Here is a 22005-nt window from a genome sequence, read left to right as displayed (position 1 = left end):
CTATGAGTGTTATTAGCTCACCAAAAATTTTAGAGATATTTCCGCGGTTGATTTCGTCGATGATTAAGATGCAATTTTGATTAATGTGATTTGCTTTATAACTTTCATACTCCTGACCCAAAATATCTTGAATAATCACTGGTTCATAAGAAGGCATTCCATAGTTATCATTATGAAATATATCTTTGATTAATTTGTCACAAGATATGGTTTTTGGATCATTGCTATTTTGAGGCTTAACCAAAATAGAAAATAGATTATTTTTATATAGATAAAATGGCTGTTTATCGGTAGGAGTTTCTAATATTTTTCCATACATATTATTTGAAAAAAGTGGTAGTTTATCGACATAGTTTTTATATAGTTTTTTAAAGCCATCTTCCGTTAGTTCTTCTTTTGTGTCTTTTAGCAGTATCTTTTTCCAGTTATCACCATTGGCTCTTTTGCAGATCTTTTTAAATGCTCCATCTTCTATTTTATACGATACATTATCGTTTTTGGTTTCTGCTTTTATACCCTCGACAAATTCTTCATATCCATAGCTTTGATGAAATGTGATAAATTTTATTTGTCCCTTTTCTACATACTCTTTAAATTTAGATCTATCATCGGAAGCATTGCCTTCTATAATTTCTAGTGCTTTACGAACAACACTATATGTCTTTCCGGTTCCTGGAGGACCGTATAAAATTTGATTAAGGTGATAAGTTAATTTTTTGTCATCATCGGTCATTTCATATCCTTTGTTATCACTATTATTTTGTCTGTTGTTTTCTATGTTTTTATAAAATTTGTCATATGTCAGCTGATATACATTTGTTAGCGCATTAAGTAAGCTTGTGTAGTCAAGAGTTGCAAATGTGTCTATATTTTCTATGGCGAAATATATATACTTTTCCCATGCAAGTTTATCAAGCCTAAAGCCAGATATATGTATCTTTTTGCATTCTGACTCCAAAAAGTTATATATTTCATCTTTTTAGTTTATCTTCTGTATCGCTTAGTTTTGTATCGATTAGCCCTATGGATACATAAAAATTGCCAGGTTTTGCTAAAACGGCAAAATAAATAACTAAATGTGATTCATTCTCAAAAGGAATATATCTATTCCATATATATTCCGCAATAGTCCTACCGTCTGCCTTTAGCCAATTTCCATTACGCTCACTTCTATAATTTTTAAAAATATTATCTGTAAATTTGATCAAATTTGCACGAAATTTACTTAACTTATCATGTGTTGTTTTGTCGTCCTTGCTGTATTTTGTATCTTGAGCGTATCTATTTGTAAAATACCTAAATCCATCTAAAATTTCATTTTTCAAATCATCATCTATCATATAATCCCCATATTTAAGTATATTCTGTCTTTGGTTGACTTATTGCATGGTAAAAAATAATAGCTATAAAAGTCTATATATTTTATGATTTTATTTTTCACTTTGACGCATTCATCTTTATATAGATGTGCAAAATATCTATCGCCGCAGGCGTCACGCCGCTGATCTCGCTAGCCGCAAAGAGCGTCGGCGGGACAAATCTCTCGAGCTTTTCGACCACTTCGTTGCTAAGCCCGCTGATACCGCGGAAGTTAAAGCCCTCGGGGATTTTCACGCTCATCATATCTTTCATGCGGTCGATCTGCTTTTTTTGCTCGGCGATGTAGTGTTGGTATTTGGCTTCGGTCAAAATTTGCTCCAAGCTAGCTTCGTCAAGCGCCTCAAAAAACGGATCTAGCTTGCGCAGCTTTTCGCTCGTGAAGCTTTTTCTGGCGACGATTTTTTGCAGGGTCAAATTTTGGCTGATTATCTCCTCGTCAAGACTAGCTAAAAGCTCTAAATTTCGCTTTGTCGGCGTGATCTCGGTGGTGTTTAGTAGCTCTAGCCCGAGAGTCAAATTTGACCTTATGGCTTCTATTTTCTCAAACGTCGCTTCGTCTAGCAAGCCAAGCTCGCGGCCGTATCCTCCTAGGCGCAGCACGGCGTTATCCTCGCGCAGCAGCAGCCTATACTCGGCGCGGGAGGTAAACATACGGTATGGCTCCTTGGTGCCTTTGGTCACTAGATCGTCGATGAGGACGCCGATGTAGGCCTCGTCGCGTCGTAGGACGAACGGCTCTTTGCCATCAAGCGCAAGCGCTGCGTTTATACCCGCCATCAGTCCCTGAGCGCCCGCCTCCTCGTAGCCCGTGGTGCCGTTTATTTGGCCTGCGAGATAGAGTCCGCGCGCCTTTTTGGTCTCTAGCGTGTGTTTTAGCTCGGTGGGCTGGACGTAGTCGTATTCGATCGCGTAGCCGTGGCGCACGATGCGAGCGTTTTCAAAGCCTCTGACCGAGCGTAGCATCGCGACCTGCACTTCATACGGCAGGCTAGTAGAAAAACCGTTGATGTAGTACTCCGTGGCCTCTAGCGTCTGCGGTTCGACGAAAAGATGATGCCTATCGCGGTCGCCGAATCTATTTATCTTATCCTCGATACTCGGGCAGTAGCGCGGACCCACGCCCTCTATCTGACCTGTAAATAGCGGCGCCTTGTCGAAATTTGAGCGGATGATGTCGTGCGTAGTCTCATTCGTGTAGGCGATGTAGCAGGGCAGCTGCGTAGGCGCGAAGTCTCTCGTGCGGAAGCTAAATGGGCTTGGATCTTCGTCGCCGCCTTGGATCTCAAGCACGCTAAAGTCGATACTTTTAGCGTCCACGCGCGGGCATGTGCCGGTTTTTAGCCGACCGACTTCTAGACCTAGTTCGCGCAGGCTATCGCTTAGATTTTTAGCGCTTAGCTCGCCCACGCGGCCGGCTTCTAGTTTGTTAAATCCGACGTGAATTAGCCCGTTTAAAAACGTGCCCGTAGTGATGATGAGCTTGCTGGTTTTATACTCGTTGCCCAGATGGGTTTTTACGCCCGTGATTTTGCCGTCCGAGCTTAAAATTTGAGTCGCGATCTCTTGGCTGATTTCAAGATTTGGCGTATTTAGCAGTAAATTTCGCATATAGACGCGGTAGCGGTCCATGTCGATCTGAGCGCGGCTGCCTCGCACTGCTGGCCCCTTGCTCTCGTTTAGTACGCGAAACTGTATGCCCACGGCATCGGTCGTTAGCCCCATTTGCCCGCCTAGAGCGTCGATCTCTTTTACGAGGTGGCCTTTTGCTAGGCCCCCTATTGCGGGGTTGCAGCTGGCGGCGCCGATTTGCTCGGCTAGGATGGTGATTAGCAGCGTTTTTTTGCCCATTTTTGCGGCGGCGAGGCTGGCTTCGATGCCTGCGTGACCGCCTCCGATGACGATAATATCATAGTTCATATTCAAATTTTCCTTGTCCTTAAAATTCGCGATTCTATCAAAAAACAGATAAAATATACAAAAATTTAAGGAAAGACGGCGAGGAAATTTGGCTTAAATTTGACGTTTTTTGAGCCGGTGCGCGTAGTTTAGCGATTTGGCTTAAATTTATTTATAGTAATTTTTATAGAGTATTTTTTTGAGAGATCGGGCGGAAATTTAACCGCGCTCAAATTTCCCTCGCGATCTTGTTCATCTTGGCAAAGATTTCCGCACGTTCGCCGTCTTTTAGGTTGCCCATCTCTAGCTTCGTCATCATCTGCATAAAATCAAATTTCTTAAACATTTTTGCGGCTTCTTTGGCTTCGCGTTCTAGTTTGGCGTAGATTTGCGCTTCGTTTTCGTCGCGGGCTAAATTTAGTAAAAACGAGCTCGCCTCGCCGCCCGTAAATTTACTCGCCGCGTCGTTTAAATTTGCTTTTCCGTTAAATTTATCCAGTATATCGGCAAAACCGGTCAAATTTGCCGCCGCAAGCGTGGAGCTGGCTAAAAATTTATCGCCTTTTTGACCTTGAGTTACGCGGTTTGCTAAGGTCTTTAAAATCTCGTTTGAGGCGCCGTTTTTGATCTGCATTTTTATCCTTTTTATATTACTAACGGCGAGTTCTAGCAAAAAGTATTCCGTCAAATTTAAAACGCCGTGGTTAAATTTTGACTTAAGCTTTCTGAGGCATTATAGGACTAAAAAGCTCTTTTTTGCGTATCAGATAGCCTATGCGTAATATTTTTATATTCGTATAAGTTTAAAAAAGTGCCTATTTTACCGCAAATTTAAAGATAAGCTTAAAAATAAATAATTCATAAAAATTAATCTAAAAAATACAAAATTCGTCAGGCAAATGACGGAAATAAATTTCCAAAAGTAATACAATTAGCTCAAGATTTAAGAGAAATCAAGAATCGTAAAACAAGTAGAAAGGAGAATTTATGAAACAACATAAATTTGTGATCGCCGATTACAAACGTTGTATCGGTTGCGCTACTTGCATGGCGGCCTGTTTTCGTAGCGCTTATGAGCGCGGTAAGCTTTCAAAAGCTAGACTAACAGTGCTCCGTCAAGCAAAAGGCGTCATGCCGACGCAGTGTCGCCAGTGCGATGACGGTCCTTGCGCGAACGTATGTCCTACCGGGGCACTCAGGTTTGACGATAACTGCATCGAGCTGCATGAGGAGATCTGCATAGGTTGCAAACTCTGCACTATCGCTTGCCCTTACGGCGCGATAAGCTCGAGCGCGGAGCTCATGCCGTCGGTTAATTACGCGGTAGAGCCGAAATACTACCTCGAAATCGAAAGTCAAGCCGGCGCGAAAAACACTGCGATAAAGTGCGATATGTGCTTTGGGCGCGAAAACGGCCCTGCGTGCGTCGAGGTTTGTCCGACCAGCGCTATCATCATGGTCGATCCTTTGCATAGCCATCACAAGCTTGGCAACAAGATCGAGCAAGAAGCCGCTCAGGCTTTCGTCGATAAAATTTTACGCGGAAGCGGAAATTTAAAAGAGCCTCACGTTTTAGCCGATATCGACGCTCAGGACGTGGACGGCGAGGCTGACGTTATCGTTATCAACGAGCTTGACAAGACTCCTAGCGAGCAAGCAAGAGAGCAAGCGGCGTCAAATTCGCGCGCTATGAAGGACGAAAATAGCGGCGCACAAGGGGGTGCGAGATGGTAGGCGTGTATCTACTTTTCTTAGTTAGCGCCGCCGTTAGCATCCTGCTCTACGGCGCTCAAAAATCAGCCGTCAAAATCGGCTTTGGATTAAGCGCGATCAGCTGTTTTTACGCGCTTTGCTACTTTGTGGCCAATATGGGCGTGACCCAAGGCTTCGCTCTAGGCGGAGACTTTTTATACGCGCCTAAATTTGAGCTAACTCCGCTTGGAAATTTCTTTAGCTTCGTAGTCGTCTTTATCGGCTTTGCCAGCAGCGTCTACGGTATGAGCTACGCGGAGGAGTACATCAAAAAGGCAAACGTCGGCGTTTTCGCCTGTTTGTTTAACCTTTTCATCCTTTCGATGCTTCTAGTCATCAGCGCAAATAACGTATTTTGCTTCGTCGTTTTGTGGGAGCTTATGACGCTTATTTCGTCTTTCCTCATCCTTATAAACGACGGCAAAGGCACGCTAAAAGCGGTGATGGTATATCTAGGTATCGCTCAGGTTGGTGCGTTTTGTATCACGTGCGGACTGCTAATAATGGCTCACTACGCCGGCAGCGCCGAGTTTAGCAAATTTGCCCACCTAAATATGCCTGCTGCGGTTAGCGTCGTGGTGTTTATATTATTCCTAGTAGGATTTGGTAGTAAAGCCGGTATGTGGCCTTTCCACGTATGGCTACCGATGGCTCACCCTGCGGCTCCTTCAAATGTTTCCGCGCTAATGAGCGGCGTTATGATAAAGGTTGCGCTATTTACACTAGTTAAATTTACGCTTTTCTTGCCGCTAAGCATATATTTTGGTCTAGCGGTTTTGATCCTGGGTGCTGCTAGCTCACTGTTTGGTGTTCTTTACGCTCTTTGTCAGCACGACTACAAAGCGCTTCTTGCCTATCACTCAGTTGAAAATATCGGCATCATCTTGCTTGGTCTTGGTACCGGTCTATACGGCCTAGCTGCGGGGAATAACACTCTTGCTGCGATCGGATTTTTAGCAGGATGCTACCACGTAGTTAACCACGCGATATTTAAAGGCTTATTGTTCCTTTGCGCGGGTTCGGTCTTACACGCTACGCACACTCGCGATATGGACGTACTAGGCGGCCTAGCTAAAAAGATGCCTTGGACGTCTGTTGGTATGTTTATCGGTATCATGGGTATCGCAGCGCTTCCTCCTGTTAACGGCTTCGTATCAGAGTGGTTTACCTATCAAGGTATGCTTCAAGGCGCGCTAGAGCAGGGCATCTTTACTAGATACGCATTTACGCTTTCAGTCGTCGCGCTAGCGCTTACGGGCGTGTTAGTCGGCATGCACCTTAAGCTTTACGCAGTAATCTTTGCGGGAACTCCAAGAGATAAGAAAATTTGGGAAAACGCAAAAGAAAGCCCGATATTTATGGTGCTTGGCATGATCGTGCTAATGATCGGCTGTATAGGCTTTGGCGTCGGAGCGAACGTTGTCGTCGGCTACATCCAAACGGCCGTAAATTCCATAGGCGGCGCAGGCGGTTACGTAGCTAGCCAGGGCATAAATTTGACATCAAATTTAGGCAGTATCGTCTCAACTCCGCTTATAGCCATCATCTTATGTTCTACTATGGTTTTACCTTTTGCGATTTTAGCATTTATGAAAGCAAACCGCGAGAAACCTCGCGAGACCGATCCTTGGGCTTGCGGATTTAAATACAGCTCTCGCATGCAAATGACGGGCGGTCCTTTTACGGGCGATCTAAGACGCATAATGAACTGGCTGTTTAAAGGCGAGAGAAAAGTCGTGACTAAAGGCTATTTTAACCCGGTCGAGTATCACAACCATCCAAAAGATATCTGGTGGGGGCTATTTTACGAGCCGGTGATTAAATTTACCGAAAAGGTCGCCGATAAAATAGGCATAATGCAAAGCGGCTACACCAACGTTTACGCGCTATATATCCTCGTATATCTTTGCGCGATACTAGCGGTTAGCTACTTTTTGATATAGGGGGCGTGAGATGGAAATTTTACAGACTATACTTTTGATGATATTTCAAGTAGTCGTCATCGTCTTGGTTGCGCCCTTGTTTGACGGTATGGCTAGGAAACTAAGAGCCAAACTGCAATCAAAACAAGGTAGCGATTTCTTCCAGACGTATCGCGACATCATAAAGCTATTTAGACGCGGTAGAACCGTGCCTGCTTGCTCTCACTGGGTATTTAGGCAGGCTCCGTTTTTCCTATTTGCCACTTCGGCGGCGATACTGGCGGCTATTCCTATTACTTATAGTAAAAGCACGATTTTCGGAGCATATTCGGATATCTTCGTTATCTTATATCTCGGCGCGCTTTTGAGATTCGTATTCGGCGCAGCCTCTTTAGATAGCGGTAACCCGTTTGCGGCTACCGGCGGCGGCAGAGAGCAAACCATAGCAGTTTACGTCGAGCCCGTCATGATAATGTGCCTAATCGTAGTTATGCTAGCGGCCGGAACGTCAAATTTGGTTGAAATTCAATCAATGGTAAAAAGCGGCCAAATCGGATATCAGATCCCAAGCTTTGCGGTTGCTTCGATCGCATTTTTGTGGTGCATATACGTTGAGACGGGCAGAAAGCCTTTTGACCTAGCAGAGGCGGAGCAAGAGTTGCAAGAAGGCCTACTAGGCGAATACGCAGGTAGCGATCTTGGCTTAGTTCAAGCGGCGCTTATCTTAAAACAATTTGCGATGATCGGGCTTTTCCTTTCGATTTTCGAGCCATGGAATTTTAGCAATCCGTTTTTAGCGGTGATAATCTTCGTCTTAAAAACGGGAGTGTTTTACGTAGCGGCCGTGTTTATAGATAACTTCGGACCTAGATTCCAGATGACTTCGAGCTTACGTAAAAACGCTCTAGCTGCTCTAGCTATATCTTTTGCGGCTTTGACGCTTTACGTCGTGGGGGTGTGAGATGAATATTTTAGATACTTTGGCTATCTGTATGATGGTAACGTCTTTGGCGGTTTTCGGGCTAAGAAGCCTAAAGCTATCCGTCATAGTTTACGGAGTTCAGACGTTGCTATTAGTCGGGATATTTTTTACGTTGTCGTCCAAATTTAACGCCGAGCAACTATCTACGTGGGCGGTCGTGGCGTTTTTTACGAAGGTTTTATTCGTGCCCGCGATCTTGCTTTGGCTTATTAAAAATCTTGGCGTCGTGCACGAAGACGAGCCTGTGGGCGGCTTTTTCGTGAGCCCCGTTATAGCTATGGGTTTTAGTTTGGCTTTGGCGATGAGTATTAATCCGATATTTTTGGAGTTTTCGCTTATTAAAGAAAAGATAATGCTACTAGCGGCGGTTTGCGTATTTATGATGGGGGTTTTTGGCTTTATGCTTAGGAACTCGTTTATCAAGCAAATTTTAGCTTATTGCCTTTTTGAAAACGGCATACATCTAAGCCTAGCGCTTATGGCTTACAACTCAAACGAGCTTGTCGAGCTTGGAATTTTAACCGATGCGATTTTTGCCGTTATCATTATGAGCGTTTTAGCGATTAGATTTTATAAAGCATACGGCAGCCTTGATACGTCTAAGGCTACGAATTTAAGGGGATAGAGATGGATAGTTTAACTTTGATATTAATTTTACCGCTTCTTGGAGCGATACTGCTATTTTTCTCTCCGAAAAATTACGCTTTTTTGAGTTTGCTTCACGTAGCCATTAGCGCAGTTACGTCTTTAGCCTTGCTATTTAACGTAAGCAAGGTTTTAACCGGTGGTACGTTTTACGCGCACGATAAATTTTTGTTTCTAGACAGCCTTGGCTGCGTATTTTTGATACTTATCGCGGTTACCGGCTTACTCGTAAATTTATACGCGACCCACTATATGAGATGGGAGCTTGAAGAGGGACATATAAATTTAAGCGCGCTTAAGAAATACTATGCGCTTAGCCACGTGTTTATATTTACGATGAGCTTAAGCGTCATCTGTAACAACGTCGCGTTTATGTGGGCTGCGATTGAGGCTACTACGCTTTCATCGGTGTTTCTAGTAGCGATCTTAAAAGATCAAAAATCAACCGAGAGCGGCTATAAATACATAGTTCTTTGCTCTATCGGCCTAGCGTTTGCGCTTTATGCGACCGTGCTTCTTTACTCTGCGACCTTTGCGGAGACAAAAGACGGCGAGGCTGCGATGCTATGGACCGGCATAATGGCAAATGCTAAAAATTTAAGCCCCGACGTTGCAAAGCTAATCTTTGTCTTTGCGCTTATCGGATTTGGCACCAAAGCCGGCCTCGCTCCTACGCACACCTGGCTTCCCGATGTTCACGCCCAAGGCCCAGCCCCGATTTCGGCTCTGCTTTCAGGCGTTTTGCTAAAGTGCGCGATGCTAGCTTTATTTAGATACTACGCTATCGCGGCTCAAGCTACCGGTATGGAGTTCGTTCAAAGCGTGATGATAGTTTCCGGTCTTATTACGCTATTTGTGGGCGGAATTTTCCTAATCAGGCAACACGACGTAAAAAGGATGTTTGCCTACCACTCTATCGTGCATATGGGCGTCATAGCTTTTGCCTTGGGAGTCGGCGGATTTTTCGGGCTATTTGCGGCTATTTTCCACTGCCTAGCTCACAGCTTTACAAAAGCTCTTGCGTTTTGCTCAACGGGCAATATCGCTAGAATTTACGGACACAAAGATATGAGCAAAATGGGCGGTATGATAAAGATAGCTCCCGTAACTACGATGATGTTTGGCGCAGCGGTTTGCTCGCTGGTAGGCGTGCCCGCGTTTGCGATATTCGTTAGCGAATTTAATGTCTTCGTCGGCGCCGTAAATAGCGGTCAATACTTTAGCGTCGCTTTATTTGCGATAGCTCTTGCCATCATCTTTATTGCGGACTTCTCGCACTTTAACTTAGCAAGTTTTGGCGAACCTAAAGGCGCGGTCGTTCATAATAAAGAGATGAGTATATTAGAAAATTTACCGCTTATCCTGCTTTGCGCTTTGATTATAATCTTTGGCGTTTGGCACGTGGATAACTTTTATACGCTGGTTGAAAACGGCGTTAAGATAATAACTGGAGAACTATTATGAGAGGCGATAAATTCGTTGAAATTTTAAAAACAAAGGTAAAGGTTCTAGAAGTAACCCGCCAAGCCGACGACCAAATCACGGTTTTGGTCGATAGAAACGACCTTCCGCTTGCGGTTAAGACCCTTTACTACGATATCGGCGGTTTCATCTCTACGATGATACCTAGCGACGAGAGGACTATAAACGGCTGTTTTGCGCTTTACTACGCTTTGTCTATGGAGGGCGGCAAGATGACGGAAGAAGACGACTTTGCTGCCGAGGATAAGTGCTTTATCACCGTTAAAACGCTAATTCCGGGCGTCGATCCGACTTTTCCGTCCGTTACGCCGCTAGTGCCTGCTTGCGTTTGGTACGAAAGAGAAGCCTACGATATGTTCGGCCTAGTAGCCGAGGGCTTGCCCGATAAGCGTAGATTGGTGTTAAGCGACGATTGGCCCGACGGCCTTTATCCGCTTAGAAAAGACGCGATGGACTACCGCTACCGCCCTGATCCAGTCGCTCACCAGGATGAGCCCGACACCGAGTTTTTATTTCCAAAAGGCGATAGCGTCATCGACGTGCCGCTTGGGCCTTTGCACGTAACCAGCGACGAACCGGGACACTTTAGGTTGTTTTGCGACGGCGACGAGATCATAGATGCGGACTACCGCCTCTTTTATCAGCACCGCGGTATGGAAAAGCTAGCCGAAAACCGTATGAACTACGATCAAATGGGCTACCTTGCAGAGCGCGTCTGCGGAATTTGCGGCTACGCTCACGCGATTGCGTGTATAGAAGCGGCAGAAAAGGCTATCAGGCTTGAAGTTCCGCTAAGAGCGCAGGCTATCCGCGTGATTTGTCTTGAGATCGAGCGTCTTCACAGCCATCTTTTAAACATCGGTTTAGCTTGCGAGGTAACTGGTAACTATAACGCCTTTATGCATATCTTTAGGGTGCGCGAGTACTCTATGGAGCTAGCCCAGCTCGTAACCGGCGGCCGTAAAACATACGGCAACGTCATCATGGGCGGACTTCGCCGCGACATGACCGATAACGAGATAAAAAAAGGCATCGAGATGATAAACAAGCTCGACGTTCAAATTTCTGAAATTTGGGACGCGGTTATGGACGATAAACGCCAAATCGCGCGCTGGAAAGGCGTGGGCGTGCTAGATAAGCAAGTAGCAAGAGACTTTAGCCCCGTAGGTCCTAATATGCGAGGCTCGGGTCTAAAGCGCGATAACCGTTACGACCACCCTTACGATTTCTTTAAAAATATCGAATTTAAAGTCTACGTAGAGCACGGCGGAGACGTATTTAGCCGCGAAGTCGTGAGATATAACGAGCTAAAAGAGTCCATACATATCATCAGGCAGTGTTTGGAGCTAATGCCTCAAACGCCGATATCAATCGATCCAAAAACGATGATAAAACCTGAAAATTTCGCCCTCGGACATGTAGAAGCTCCTCGCGGCGAAAACGTCCACTGGATCATGCAAGGCAGCGCGCAAAAGGTTTTCCGCTGGAGATGCCGCGCGGCTACTTATAACAACTGGCCTAGCCTTCGCTATCAGTTCCGTGGAAACAACATTTCAGACGCGGCGCTCATCGTTTGCTCGCTAGATCCGTGCTACTCTTGCACCGACCGCGTTACCGTAGTGGACGTAAATACCAAAAAGAGCAAAATTTTAACCGAAAAAGACCTTAAGAAATTTTGCCAAACGGGCAAAATTAGCAAAAAGGATTTAAGATGATGAAGTTATTTGACGTAACCGAAAAATATGGAAAGGCGACCTACGCCTATCCGTTTGAGCCTTATAAGGTACCCGAAAATTTCCGCGGGCAGCCGTTTTACACCTACGAGCTTTGTATAGGTTGCGCGGCGTGCGGCGTAGCGTGCCCTAGCAACGCCATAGAGCTAAAGATGAACGAAAAGCAAGACAAGCTTGTTTGGCAGTTTGACTGCGGACGATGCATATTTTGCGGACGCTGCGACGAGGTTTGTCCAACCGGCGGCGTGCGCCTAAGCCAGGGTTTCGAGCTAGCGGTTAAATTTGACAAAAGCGCACTAATACAGCGCGGCGAGCTAGAGATGCAAAAGTGCAAATGCTGCGGCAAGCCGTATACGCCGGTTCGCCTCATCAACTATACTTTTTCAAAGCTTAGCACGGCAAATTTGCTCCCGGGCAGACTAGAAGAGGCTAAAGACTATCTATATATCTGCCCGGAGTGCAAAAAAGCCCAAGCCGTAGAGCGCATAACTAAAGACGTAGAGGAGGGGATAAAATGAGCCTTTATCAAGTTCCCGAAAATATAAAAACGGTAAACGACCTAACCGCAAAGTTAGAACATCTAAAAAATATCAAACGAAGCTTTAGCGTCTACCGCATCGACTGCGGTAGCTGCAACGGCTGCGAGATAGAAATTTTCGCCGCTATCACGCCGATGTGGGATCCGGAGCGCTTCGGATTTAAGCTAGTAGCCAATCCTCGCCACGCAGACATTTTGCTCTGCACCGGCCCGGTTACGCGTCAGATGTATTATCCGCTGCTTCGCGCTTACGAAGCAGCTCCAGATCCAAAGATCGTGGTGGCTTTTGGCGCATGCGGTAGTACGGGCGGTATCTTTTACGACGCTTATAGCGTTTGGGGCGGTATAGATAAGATTATCCCCGTAGACGTTTATATCCCGGGCTGTCCTCCGCATCCTGCTAGCGTCATATACGGCCTTGGCATGGCTCTTGGCATCATAGATCAAAAGCTACAAAAAAGAAGCTTCGAACAAGACGACTGTAAAGCTCCCGCCGTAAAAGAGTCTATCATAGGCGATATACTTTTCGAGCGCGATTTGGAAGCCGAGGCAAAAAGGCTAATGAGCTATATCTTCGGTAGGACGCTGTTTGCCAAGTATATGGACGCGGCCAAAACTTCTCCTAATATCCACGACGTAGCGGCTACTAAAAAAGTAATGCTAGAGGCTATCCATAAAGAAGAAGATCCTAGATACGCCGAGTGTATGGGGCTGCTTTACAACGACGTCTATCTAAAATACGCCAAAGCAAAACGCGATACGCAAAATGCCATCGACGTCAAAAAAGAAATTTGGGATAAAAGATGATAAGGGTCTATAAACTCGCCCGCCGCCACATGGACGAAAACGAAAAGATGCCAAAAGAGCTAAAAGATATCAAGCTATTTTCCGTCTGCGTCGGACACGGCGTGGGGACGGTGGACTTTAGCGAAAAAACGCTCGAAATACCGGACGAGGAGTTTGAGCGCATCGTCGCTAGCGGCGGCGAATACGTCAAATTTAAGCTGGGAAATTTAAGCAAGTATTTTGAAGTGGAGATATTTAGGGAGCATGCGGCAAGGCTCATCCCCGAGCTTTGCGAATGTGAGCTAAAAAAAGAGCTTGAAAATCTGCGCGAGGGATATCTGGTGCTTAGGAAGGACTTTTGATGAAATTTAGCTCAAATTCGGCAAATGCTTACGGGTTAAATTTAGCGCGCGGAGGGCTTTTAGGATGAAAAAGGCGCTTCTTTGCATCGGCAATCCCATGCGCGGCGACGACGACGTAGGCAACGAAACGGGGCGAATCGTCGAGGCGAATTTGAAAGATTGGCGGGTATTTTACGGACAGGACGTGCCTGAAAACGAGTTTGGCGCGCTTAGAGAATTTGCGCCCGATATCATCGTCGTGGTAGATGCTATGAGCGGGTTTAAGGACGGAGCGATCGAGTTTTTCGATCTGAGCAACGAGCGCGACTATATCTACTCGACGCACAACCTACCCACGCCAGTACTTTTAAGTTACCTGCGCAAAATTTGCCCCAAAACGCTGTTTTTAGGCATTAGCGTTTTGCTTGAAAACGTGCTTGATTTTAAAGAGGGCTTAAGCGAAAACGCAAAAAAAAGCGCGCAAAAAGCTTACGAGCGCATTTTGGAGATAGATAAAAATTTAAAATAGGAGAAGGACATGTTAAATCCTGCAGAAACCGCGCAAGCGGTGTCAAATTCGATGGAGCATAAGGCGCATACTCCGTTAGTAAGTATTATTTTTTTAGCCATCATGGCGGGCGCGGCGATCGCGATGGGCGATATTTTCTGGGCGCACTCGACCGTGGGCATGGCTGAAAAGCAGTCTATCGGTCTTGCAAATTTCATCGGCGGCATCACATTTAGTTGTGGTCTCATGATGGTCGTTTTCTATGGCGGGCATTTATTTACGAGCTCGGTTTTAAGCGGCGTTAGCGCGTATGAAGGCAAGCTAAATTTAGGCAAAACCATTAACTACTGGGCGATCGTTTGGATATTTAACTTCGTCGGCGGCGCGCTAATTGCCTATATGTACTACTACTCGGGCTTACCGCTAAAATACGACGGCTATATCTTGCAACACTTTGTACCGGCCGGTATCGGCAAGATCACGGCGCCGTTTCACGAGCTATTTATCCGTGGTATCTTTTGTAACGTGTTTGTTTGTATGTCTATCTGGACTGCGACCAGCGAAAGCAACCTTGCGGGTAAATTCTTTGCGATCATGTGGATGATCGGCGCGTTTGTTGCATGCTCTATGGAGCACTGCGTGGCAAATATGTTCATAATCACCGAAGCCATCATCTCTAAAGCTCACTACATCGCAGCAAGCGGCGGCGACGTAAATGCAGCAGCAGCGTTGCTCCACACTACGGCCGATAAGCTAGATGTGCTAAACTGGGGAAATTTCATCGTTAAAAACCTAGTTCCGGTTACGCTGGGTAATATCTGCGGCGGTCTTTTCTTTGTGGGACTAGTTGGATTTATGGCGAATAAATTTGATATGAAAAAGAAGTAATTCCCCATAAATGAACGGATTTCAAGCTTTAAAATTTTAAACCCGTTTTGGTTACGGACGACGAGTCCGCTCCCTCACGGGTTAAAATTTTAAAGTTAAACTACGCCTATTCTGTCTGGAATATTTATTACATAGCTTACTAAATTTACAAATTTAACTACATTAGATTTAAAAACTCAAATTTAGCGTTTTTGCCGTGCGGTTTTTGGTGTGCAAATTTAAATTTTAGTTCGTATAGCTTTGCAGCTTTTCATAATCCACTATCAAAAACTCATGCGGCGTTATGCGCCTGATGATATCGTCTTTTATGAGTTCGTTAAACGCGGTGCTTGCGCTTTGGCGTTTGAGTCCGACGAAGCTTGAAAGCACCTTTAGCGAAAATGGTAAAAAGACGTAGTGGTAGCCGTTTTGCGTCAAATTTTGCTCGGCGGCGAGCTCGACGAGAAAGTTTGCTATGCGCCCCTTCGCGCTTTCAAAAAGTATCGATTTTATGATCTGGCGCTGCAGTAGCGAGATATTTACGAGTGTGTCGGCGTATGCTTTGGCAAATCGCTCGTTTTTTAGCAGCTCGCCCATATCGCCCGCGTCGATCGAGTAGACCTCGCTGTCCTCTAGGATCTCTAGCACGCACACGTCGTCCACGATCGAGATGTTGTCTTTTTGGAGGTGATAGACGATAAACTCCTCGCCGTCCTCAAAAAACGAGAGCTTGCCCGAGCCGCTTTTAATTATCACGACTTTGATTGATTCTGCGTAGATCGTGGCGCCTTTGACTAGGAGCTCGCGGTTAAATTTAGCAAGCTCGTTTTGATCCAAAACGTCTAAAATATCGGTCTCAAGTAGGCCTAGTCGTGATTTTTTCAAGTTTATCGTTTCTTATGATTATTATTTGGTGATTATTTTATCTTAAATATTTTTAAAGTGTATTAAATTTTGATCAAGCCTTGGTCGATTACTCTGCCAGTTTTGCATATTTGCGCCGCGCTAAAAAGCGAGCGGTAAAATTTGGTCGGCAAATTTAGCCCGTTCTGAGGCTAAATTTTATAAAATAGCTCAAAATTTAAGGACGAAAAATGTTTAACGGACTGATTAGAGAGATCGCGCAGGTTGCGAGCTATTCGCAAAACACCCTGCGACTAAAAGCCGCGTACCGCCCGAATTTAGGCGATAGCGTCGCGGTAAACGGCGCGTGTCTTAGCGTGACGCAGCTACACTCAGACGGCTTTAGCGTGGAGCTTAGCGCCGAGACCAGGGCGCACATCGCGACGGAAAATTTGCGTGGACGCGTCCACATAGAGCCAGCAATGCGGCTAGCAGACCGCGTGGACGGGCACCTGCTACAAGGCCACATAGACGCTATCGGCGAGGTAGCGCGTATTGAGCGGCGTGAAAATGGGGTTGATTTTTATATAAATTTGCCCTCTAACGTTATGCCGCTGATGGCAAACAAAGGCAGTATCGCGGTCGAGGGCGTGAGCCTCACGATCAACGAAGTTTTGCCCGCAGGCGTGCGCCTCACGATCATCCCGATCACCTTTCGCGAGAGCTTGTTTGGCGAGTTTGAGCCGGGACGCCGCGTAAACGTGGAGAGCGACTTGCTCGCGCGCTACGTGGTTAGGCAGCTGGAGTTTGTCGGCGTTTTAGGCGGCGTAAACGGTGGCAAAAGCGAGATCAGCTGGGACGAGTCGCAGCACATCGCGAGCCTTTATTAGGCTAGGCGGGTTAAATTTGACGGAAATGAAGCGGGAAATTTTAGATGTAGTTTTTGAAAGCGAGCGCTTGAAGCTTGGCTTTACGACGCGATTTGGCGGAGTAAGCGGCGGCGCATACGAGGGTTTAAATTTAGGCGATCACGTCGGCGACCTGCCTGCAAACGTCGCTAAAAATCGCGAAATCCTAGCCGAACAAATCGGCGTAGCGCCTAGCAATCTAAAATTTATGAACCAAATTCACTCAAATCGCGTGGAAATTTTGCGAAATATTGATGATGAGCTACCGCCTTGCGACGGCGTGATAACCGCGCTTAGAGGCATTGCGCTTTGCGTTTTGGTTGCCGACTGTTCGCCCGTTTTGATCGCAGATGAGCGGCACGGCGTGGTTGCTGCAGTGCATGCGGGCAGGGCGGGCGTAACGGGTAAAATTTGCACGAACGCGATAAATTTGATGGCGAGCGAGTTTAGCTGCGAGGCTGGCGATCTGCGCGTGTTTGTCGGTGCAAATATCAAGGCGCGAAACTACGAGGTGGGCGAGCTTGATCTGGGCGCGTTTAACCGCTATAAAAATGGCGGCAAATTTGATATGGAGGCTGCGCTGCGGGACGAATTTGCGCAGCTTGGCGTAGGGCGAGCGGAGTTTGATCCGCGCTGTACGTTTGAGACGAGGGAGCTGTTTTCTTACCGCAGAGATGGCGTCACGGGGCGATTTTGCGGTTTTGCGATGAATAAAATCTTGCCAAAATAGCCGTATACGGCCTAAATTGAGCGTAGACGAGCGCGTAGTCAGGCGAGTTTAGTTAAAATTTCATTTATGTTTATTAAAAAGGGCTAAAATTTAAAATGATACCTCATAAAAAGGAGCACAAATGAAAAAAATTTTACTTTGTTTGATTGTTGCGGCGAGCGCGCTTTTTGCGGCGCAAACAAGATCCTCAAACGAGATGGCAACTGCCCCTGCGAGCGCGCCTACAAATTTGGCAAACAAACAGTTTGAAGACGCGCTAGCGATGTACCGAGTCTCGGATTTTAGCGAGGCGGCGAGACTGTTTAATCTAGCTTGCGAGAGCGGACACGCGCGGGCATGTTACGATATGGGCGCGATGATCGCTAGCGGAAAAGTCGCAGCAAAGCAGCCTGGGGCGGCGGCTAAATTTTACGAGCGAGCGTGCAAAATGGGTGATAAGCTGGGCTGCTACGCATTAGCGTACGCTCATCAGACGGGCGTGGGCGCAGCAAAAGACGAAGCGCGGGCGTACGAGCTCTATAAAAACGCATGCGAGCTGGGCCTAGCCAAAGGCTGCAACGAAGCTGGATACATGAGCGAGCGCGGCATGGGCGTAAGTGCGGACGTCAAAGCCGCGGTTAAATTTTACGAAAAAGCGTGCAAGATGGGGCTAGAGGTTGGCTGCGAAAACGCTAAAATTTTAAAGCGTTAAGCCAGGCTAGCGGCTAAAATTTAACTCGGCTACGTGTTTTGCGTCTTGCAAGGTGCGCGCCGAGTTTAAATTTGAGCCAAAATTTCACTAAAAATCGAGAAAAATGCCATACGAAAATTTTAAATCAAAAAATCCTCTCGCGGCAAAAATCGCCGCGAACGCGAGAAAATTTGACGTCCAGACGCTGCAAAACGAGCAGCTCGTAAATTTGCTTTTAAACGAGAAAAAAATCGAGATCTCGGATGAGCAAAAAGAGGCCGCCAGGCGCGTATTTACGGGACTAATGAAGATAGAAGAAAGCGTGCAGCTAAGCGGATAGTCGGATAAATTTGACCTCTTGCTAAACCTACAAAAATAAACCTTAAGCATCGCCCAAGCTGTAGCCTCTCCGACCAAAGCCGAAATATCTGCTTTTTATCAAATTTGATGTAAAATGACGGCGTGACATCGCAGTTAAGAAAGCCAAAAAACGTAAAATTCACAATCAAAAATCTAAAGCAAAGGAGAAAATATGCTGTTACTTAAAAATGCCGATCTATACGCGCCAGAGCACGTCGGTAGGAGCGACGTTTTGCTCGGCGGAGGTAAAATTTTAGCCGTTTCTAAGGGGCTTGATTTTCGAGTCGAAGGGCTTGAAATTTACGATCTGGAGGGTAAAATTTTAGCGCCCGGACTCATCGATCAGCACGTGCACATCACGGGCGGCGGCGGCGAAGCGGGTTATCACTCGCGCACGCCCGAAATAACGCTATCGCAAATCATCCGCTACGGCACGACGACGGTCGTAGGCACGCTGGGCACCGACGGGTGCACGAGGAGTCTGGAAAACCTCTACTCAAAGGCTAAGGCGCTTGAATACGAGGGCATCTCGACCTTCATCCACACGGGCTCTTACGCTCTGCCTAGCGTCACATTTACGGGCTCCGTCACGCGCGACCTGGTGCTCATCGACAAGGTCATCGGCTGTAAGATCGCAATGAGCGACAACCGCGGCAGCTACCCGACCTCTCAGGAGCTCATCAAGACCCTGACGCAGATCCGCATCGGCGGCATGATCTCGAAAAAAGGCGGCGTGCTACACATGCATATGGGCGGGCTCGCGGATAAATTTGACCTGATTTTTAGCGTGATCAAGGATTATTCGTTCCCGATTAATTATTTCTCGCCGACGCACTGCGCGCGGACGAAGGAGCTCTTTGACGAGGCGATCAAATTTCAAAAAATGGGCGGCTACATCGACATCACGAGCGGCGGAAGCCAGTTTATGCCGCTTCACGAAGCCATCGCGTATGGGCTTGCTAACGGGCTAAATTTGGAGCGTCTAACGATGAGTTCGGACGGCAACGGCAGCGTGCCTAGATTTGATGAAAACGGCGCATTGGTGGGCTACGGCTGCGCTTCGTGCGAGACGAATTTAGAGGTCTTGCAGGCCTGCGTGAAAAATAAAATCCTAACCATCCAGCAAGCGCTAAGCATGATGGGCAAAAACGTCGCAAAATATCTAAATTTAAACGGCAAAGGCGAGATAAAAGTAGGTTTTGACGCTGATTTTGCGGTATTTGACGAAGCTCTAAACCTAGATAGCGTGGTCGCGAAAGGGGAGTTTTGCGTAAAAGAGGGCAAGCTCGTGAAAAAGGGATTTTTTGAGTGAAAATCATTAGTGCGTAAATTTCGCCGACACGCTGAAATATGCAGTCGGTTTTTTACCGCTGTGGCCTATTTGGCTCTTACATGTCGAAGCTTGTTGCGTTTATGTAAAATTTGATCCAAAAACGGCAACTATTCTGGAGCGGAAAAACTCCGCTCCACTTAAGATTACGCGTTAGTTATCTGGATATAGTTTATTCCGCCCTCGGTTACCGAGTTAGCGTTTAACAAGTCAAAATTTGAGATACCTGCTAGTTTAACTAAGTTATCATTAGCGTCTAACGCCTTATCGCCGTTAGCGTCTCTTACTAGATACGTATCGTTACCGTAGTATACCGCATAGATAGTATTTGCCGCAGTAGAGCTTAGACTACCTAGCGCATCGTTTATAGCCGTTTTTAGATCGGCTCTGCCGTCTACGTTTAGAGCTATTTTTTGTAACGTAGCCGCACCGGCGCTACCTAAGCTTATCTTGTCGCCTCTGTTTGCGTCGGTTATGGTTGCGTATTTGCTAGCATCGGCATCTGTTTTAGCTAAGCCTAGGTTAAACGTATCGTTACCCGCTCCGCCGCTGATTTCAAATTTCTTATTGGCGGTTAATGCCGCAGTCGTGATAGTATCGTTTCCTTCGCCTAGGTTGACGGTTATATCGTGGGTTTGCGTCGTAGTTCCGCTAAAGGTTACCTCGTCGTCGCCCGTACCGGTATCTACGGTCTTTAGTTTGGTGTTTGTAGCATAGGCTATACTCAAAACATCTTTAGTGGCTGAACCTTTTATGGACGCAATATCGATATTGGTAGCCGCAACAGTCGCAATAGTCTTACCGCTTGCGTTTACATAGTTGCTAAGATCCAAAGTTTGTAGTTTGCTTAGCCCGCCCGTCATTACGGTAAAATCTGTATTATTTCCTGCCGCTTCTATACTTGCCGGATTCGTTACCCCACCTTTTAGGATTAATGTTTTGATGGTGCTATTTGCGGTATTGCCATTTAGATGTCCTTTTGCGTTTATAATATTTGCGGTAAAATCAGTAGCTGTACTATTGAAGATAATCGAACGTAGCGTCGATACTTCATCGCCGGCATACCCTTTAAAGCTTAAGCTATCTTGCGCAGTAACGTTATAAAAGTAAATAGGCGCTATAACGTTAGAAAAATCTAAGTCTACATTCTTACCCGACAATCCTTCCGTAGTACTAAAGGTTATGCTATGCAAGTAATTGTTTGTTCCTGATTTTATCATTAAATTTTCGTTGGCGGTAATTCCATATGCAAACGATGCATTCGATAAATCGTTTAAATTTATATTGACATTTTTACCGATTATGCTTCCTCTAAATTCTGCCGTAGAATGCAAGCCGCTACCCTTAATATTAACATCTACGTCGCCTACGGCACCGATGTCTTTTATCTTAAATGTTTTTTGTCCCGTTGCGTTTAGCTTTACATTTTTTGCCATTTCATCAGGCGTAGTATCGATACGGTGACCTATACCGTAAGATAGACCGGTATCCCTTATACCTATACTGACGGTTGCGTCCGATATATTGGTGCTTAGATTTATATCTACATCCATCTTTTTACTATCGTCCGCAGAGTTAAATCCCCTTAGCCATCCGATATCCACGCTCTTTTGATTTACAGCCTTTATGGTAGCTTTACCGCTCGCTTTATATCCATAGAAGTTACCGTAGCTAACTTCGGAGTCAGTTATGCCGTTTGCTGCAGTAGCATTGATATTTAGATTTTTGGCTCTTAGCTGGACGCCCCCGCCAGTAGAGTGGTCTCCAAATTTCGCCGTTGAACCTGCTACTGTCGCATTGGTGTTTAAAACTATAGAGCCATTATCGCCATAGCTAGTTATAGACATACCCGACTCACTAAAGCCGTTTAAAGTTTTATAGCCGCTTGCGTTTATAGTAAAGTCCCCTTGATTAGCCCAACCCCATCCTCTTAAATTTAACACTCCGTCATCTATACCGTCCGCTGCGGTATGGTTTATCGTTACGCTTTTGCCTGCTATATGCAGAGGTACTTTTTTGTTTAAGCTGGCCCAGTAAGAGCTAGGATGTGGGGCATTATGTATACCGGTACCGAAAGTAGTCGCAGACTCCGCCTGAGTAATGTGTGCAGTTAAATTTACGTCGCCTACGGCGTTTATTTTACCTACGTTTAGTATCTTTTGACCCGTCGCCGAGATAGTAACGTCGTTTGGCTGATATCGAGGTAAATAGTAGTTATTCCCTGGAGTAAGGGGCCATGTGTTGTACTCATTTTGAGGATCGTAGGCTCCTAATGCACCGTACGCTACCGTAGAGTCCTCTTTATCGGTAGTAGAGGTTAGGCTTACGTTTC

General features: G+C 46.0%; 21 protein-coding genes and 1 pseudogene. 16 read left to right on the top strand and 6 right to left on the bottom strand.

The features are described 5' to 3' along the window. The 4 genes and pseudogenes from Q0394_RS01835 to Q0394_RS01820 all read right to left on the bottom strand — a co-directional run. A pseudogene (locus Q0394_RS01835) lies at nt 1-733 on the bottom strand (ATP/GTP-binding protein); the annotation flags it as partial. A gap of 238 nt (nt 734-971) precedes the next feature. Further along, nucleotides 972-1340 carry a hypothetical protein gene (locus Q0394_RS01830; RefSeq protein ID WP_298792962.1) on the bottom strand — a complete coding sequence of 123 codons (369 nt, stop codon included), beginning with the start codon at nt 1338-1340 and terminating at the stop codon, nt 972-974. A 97-nt stretch (nt 1341-1437) separates the two neighbouring features. Then, a complete protein-coding gene (gene mnmG / locus Q0394_RS01825) occupies nt 1438-3297 on the bottom strand; it encodes a tRNA uridine-5-carboxymethylaminomethyl(34) synthesis enzyme MnmG (protein ID WP_298945284.1) in 1860 nt (619 codons plus the stop codon). Nucleotides 3298-3505: 208 nt separating this feature from the next. After that, nucleotides 3506-3910: a hypothetical protein gene (locus tag Q0394_RS01820; RefSeq protein ID WP_298945283.1), complete on the bottom strand. Its 405-nt coding sequence runs from the start codon at nt 3908-3910 to the stop codon at nt 3506-3508. A 353-nt stretch (nt 3911-4263) separates the two neighbouring features. On the opposite strand from Q0394_RS01820, the gene Q0394_RS01815 reads away from it, so the two are divergent. The 11 genes from Q0394_RS01815 to Q0394_RS01765 all read left to right on the top strand — a co-directional run bounded on the left by Q0394_RS01815 (nt 4264) and on the right by Q0394_RS01765 (nt 14853). Beyond that, nucleotides 4264-5010: a 4Fe-4S dicluster domain-containing protein gene (locus Q0394_RS01815; protein ID WP_298945282.1), complete on the top strand. Its 747-nt coding sequence runs from the start codon at nt 4264-4266 to the stop codon at nt 5008-5010. Next, entirely contained in the window at nt 5004-6971 is a 1968-nt protein-coding gene (locus tag Q0394_RS01810) for a proton-conducting transporter membrane subunit (RefSeq protein ID WP_298945281.1), read from the top strand. The genes Q0394_RS01815 and Q0394_RS01810 overlap by 7 nt, the downstream gene beginning before the upstream one ends. A gap of 10 nt (nt 6972-6981) precedes the next feature. Next, entirely contained in the window at nt 6982-7911 is a 930-nt protein-coding gene (locus tag Q0394_RS01805) for an NADH-quinone oxidoreductase subunit H (protein WP_298945278.1), read from the top strand. A 1-nt stretch (nt 7912) separates the two neighbouring features. Next, nucleotides 7913-8557, top strand: coding sequence for a hydrogenase 4 membrane subunit (gene hyfE / locus Q0394_RS01800; RefSeq protein WP_295145302.1), 645 nt, complete (start codon nt 7913-7915; stop codon nt 8555-8557). Nucleotides 8558-8559: 2 nt separating this feature from the next. Then, nucleotides 8560-10041, top strand: a complete 1482-nt coding sequence (locus tag Q0394_RS01795; protein ID WP_298945276.1) for a hydrogenase 4 subunit F — start codon at nt 8560-8562, stop codon at nt 10039-10041. Then, nucleotides 10038-11774 carry an NADH-quinone oxidoreductase subunit C gene (locus tag Q0394_RS01790; RefSeq protein ID WP_298945274.1) on the top strand — a complete coding sequence of 579 codons (1737 nt, stop codon included), beginning with the start codon at nt 10038-10040 and terminating at the stop codon, nt 11772-11774. The genes Q0394_RS01795 and Q0394_RS01790 overlap by 4 nt, the downstream gene beginning before the upstream one ends. Next, a complete protein-coding gene (locus tag Q0394_RS01785) occupies nt 11771-12310 on the top strand; it encodes a formate hydrogenlyase complex iron-sulfur subunit (protein ID WP_295145296.1) in 540 nt (179 codons plus the stop codon). Before Q0394_RS01790 ends, Q0394_RS01785 begins: the two co-directional genes overlap by 4 nt. Then, the gene (locus Q0394_RS01780) at nt 12307-13137 is read left to right on the top strand and encodes an NADH-quinone oxidoreductase subunit B family protein (protein WP_298945271.1); all 831 of its coding nucleotides are present in this window, start codon (nt 12307-12309) and stop codon (nt 13135-13137) included. Before Q0394_RS01785 ends, Q0394_RS01780 begins: the two co-directional genes overlap by 4 nt. Beyond that, on the top strand, nt 13134-13478 hold the full coding sequence (locus Q0394_RS01775) for a formate hydrogenlyase maturation HycH family protein (protein WP_298792944.1): 345 nt from the start codon (nt 13134-13136) through the stop codon (nt 13476-13478). The genes Q0394_RS01780 and Q0394_RS01775 overlap by 4 nt, the downstream gene beginning before the upstream one ends. A gap of 64 nt (nt 13479-13542) precedes the next feature. Continuing rightward, nucleotides 13543-13986: a hydrogenase 3 maturation endopeptidase HyCI gene (locus Q0394_RS01770; RefSeq protein ID WP_298945269.1), complete on the top strand. Its 444-nt coding sequence runs from the start codon at nt 13543-13545 to the stop codon at nt 13984-13986. A 9-nt stretch (nt 13987-13995) separates the two neighbouring features. Then, on the top strand, nt 13996-14853 hold the full coding sequence (locus tag Q0394_RS01765; RefSeq protein WP_298945267.1) for a formate/nitrite transporter family protein: 858 nt from the start codon (nt 13996-13998) through the stop codon (nt 14851-14853). A 225-nt stretch (nt 14854-15078) separates the two neighbouring features. Here the strand turns inward: Q0394_RS01765 and Q0394_RS01760 are convergent, their stop codons facing one another. Then, a complete protein-coding gene (locus Q0394_RS01760; protein ID WP_298945265.1) occupies nt 15079-15717 on the bottom strand; it encodes a Crp/Fnr family transcriptional regulator in 639 nt (212 codons plus the stop codon). A gap of 209 nt (nt 15718-15926) precedes the next feature. Between Q0394_RS01760 and Q0394_RS01755 the strand changes: the two genes are divergently transcribed. The 5 genes from Q0394_RS01755 (at nt 15927) to iadA (ending at nt 19655) form a co-directional block, all read left to right on the top strand. Further along, on the top strand, nt 15927-16565 hold the full coding sequence (locus tag Q0394_RS01755) for a riboflavin synthase (protein WP_298945263.1): 639 nt from the start codon (nt 15927-15929) through the stop codon (nt 16563-16565). A gap of 25 nt (nt 16566-16590) precedes the next feature. After that, on the top strand, nt 16591-17313 hold the full coding sequence (locus Q0394_RS01750; protein ID WP_298945285.1) for a polyphenol oxidase family protein: 723 nt from the start codon (nt 16591-16593) through the stop codon (nt 17311-17313). A 121-nt stretch (nt 17314-17434) separates the two neighbouring features. Further along, nucleotides 17435-18004 (top strand): tetratricopeptide repeat protein, encoded by a 570-nt coding sequence (locus Q0394_RS01745; protein WP_298789599.1) that lies wholly within the window; start codon nt 17435-17437, stop codon nt 18002-18004. A gap of 103 nt (nt 18005-18107) precedes the next feature. Then, nucleotides 18108-18323, top strand: coding sequence for a hypothetical protein (locus tag Q0394_RS01740; protein WP_002948654.1), 216 nt, complete (start codon nt 18108-18110; stop codon nt 18321-18323). A 192-nt stretch (nt 18324-18515) separates the two neighbouring features. Then, entirely contained in the window at nt 18516-19655 is a 1140-nt protein-coding gene (gene iadA, locus Q0394_RS01735; RefSeq protein WP_298945261.1) for a beta-aspartyl-peptidase, read from the top strand. Between the two features lie 164 nt (nt 19656-19819). Here the strand turns inward: iadA and Q0394_RS01730 are convergent. Then, the coding region (locus Q0394_RS01730) for a hypothetical protein (RefSeq protein WP_298945259.1) at nt 19820-22005 on the bottom strand (2186 nt) is incomplete at its 5' end.

The sequence above is a fragment of the uncultured Campylobacter sp. genome (assembly GCF_938039205.1).
In the GTDB taxonomy this organism is placed as follows: Bacteria; Campylobacterota; Campylobacteria; order Campylobacterales; family Campylobacteraceae; genus Campylobacter_A.
This window is presented reverse-complemented; position numbering and strand designations above follow the sequence as displayed.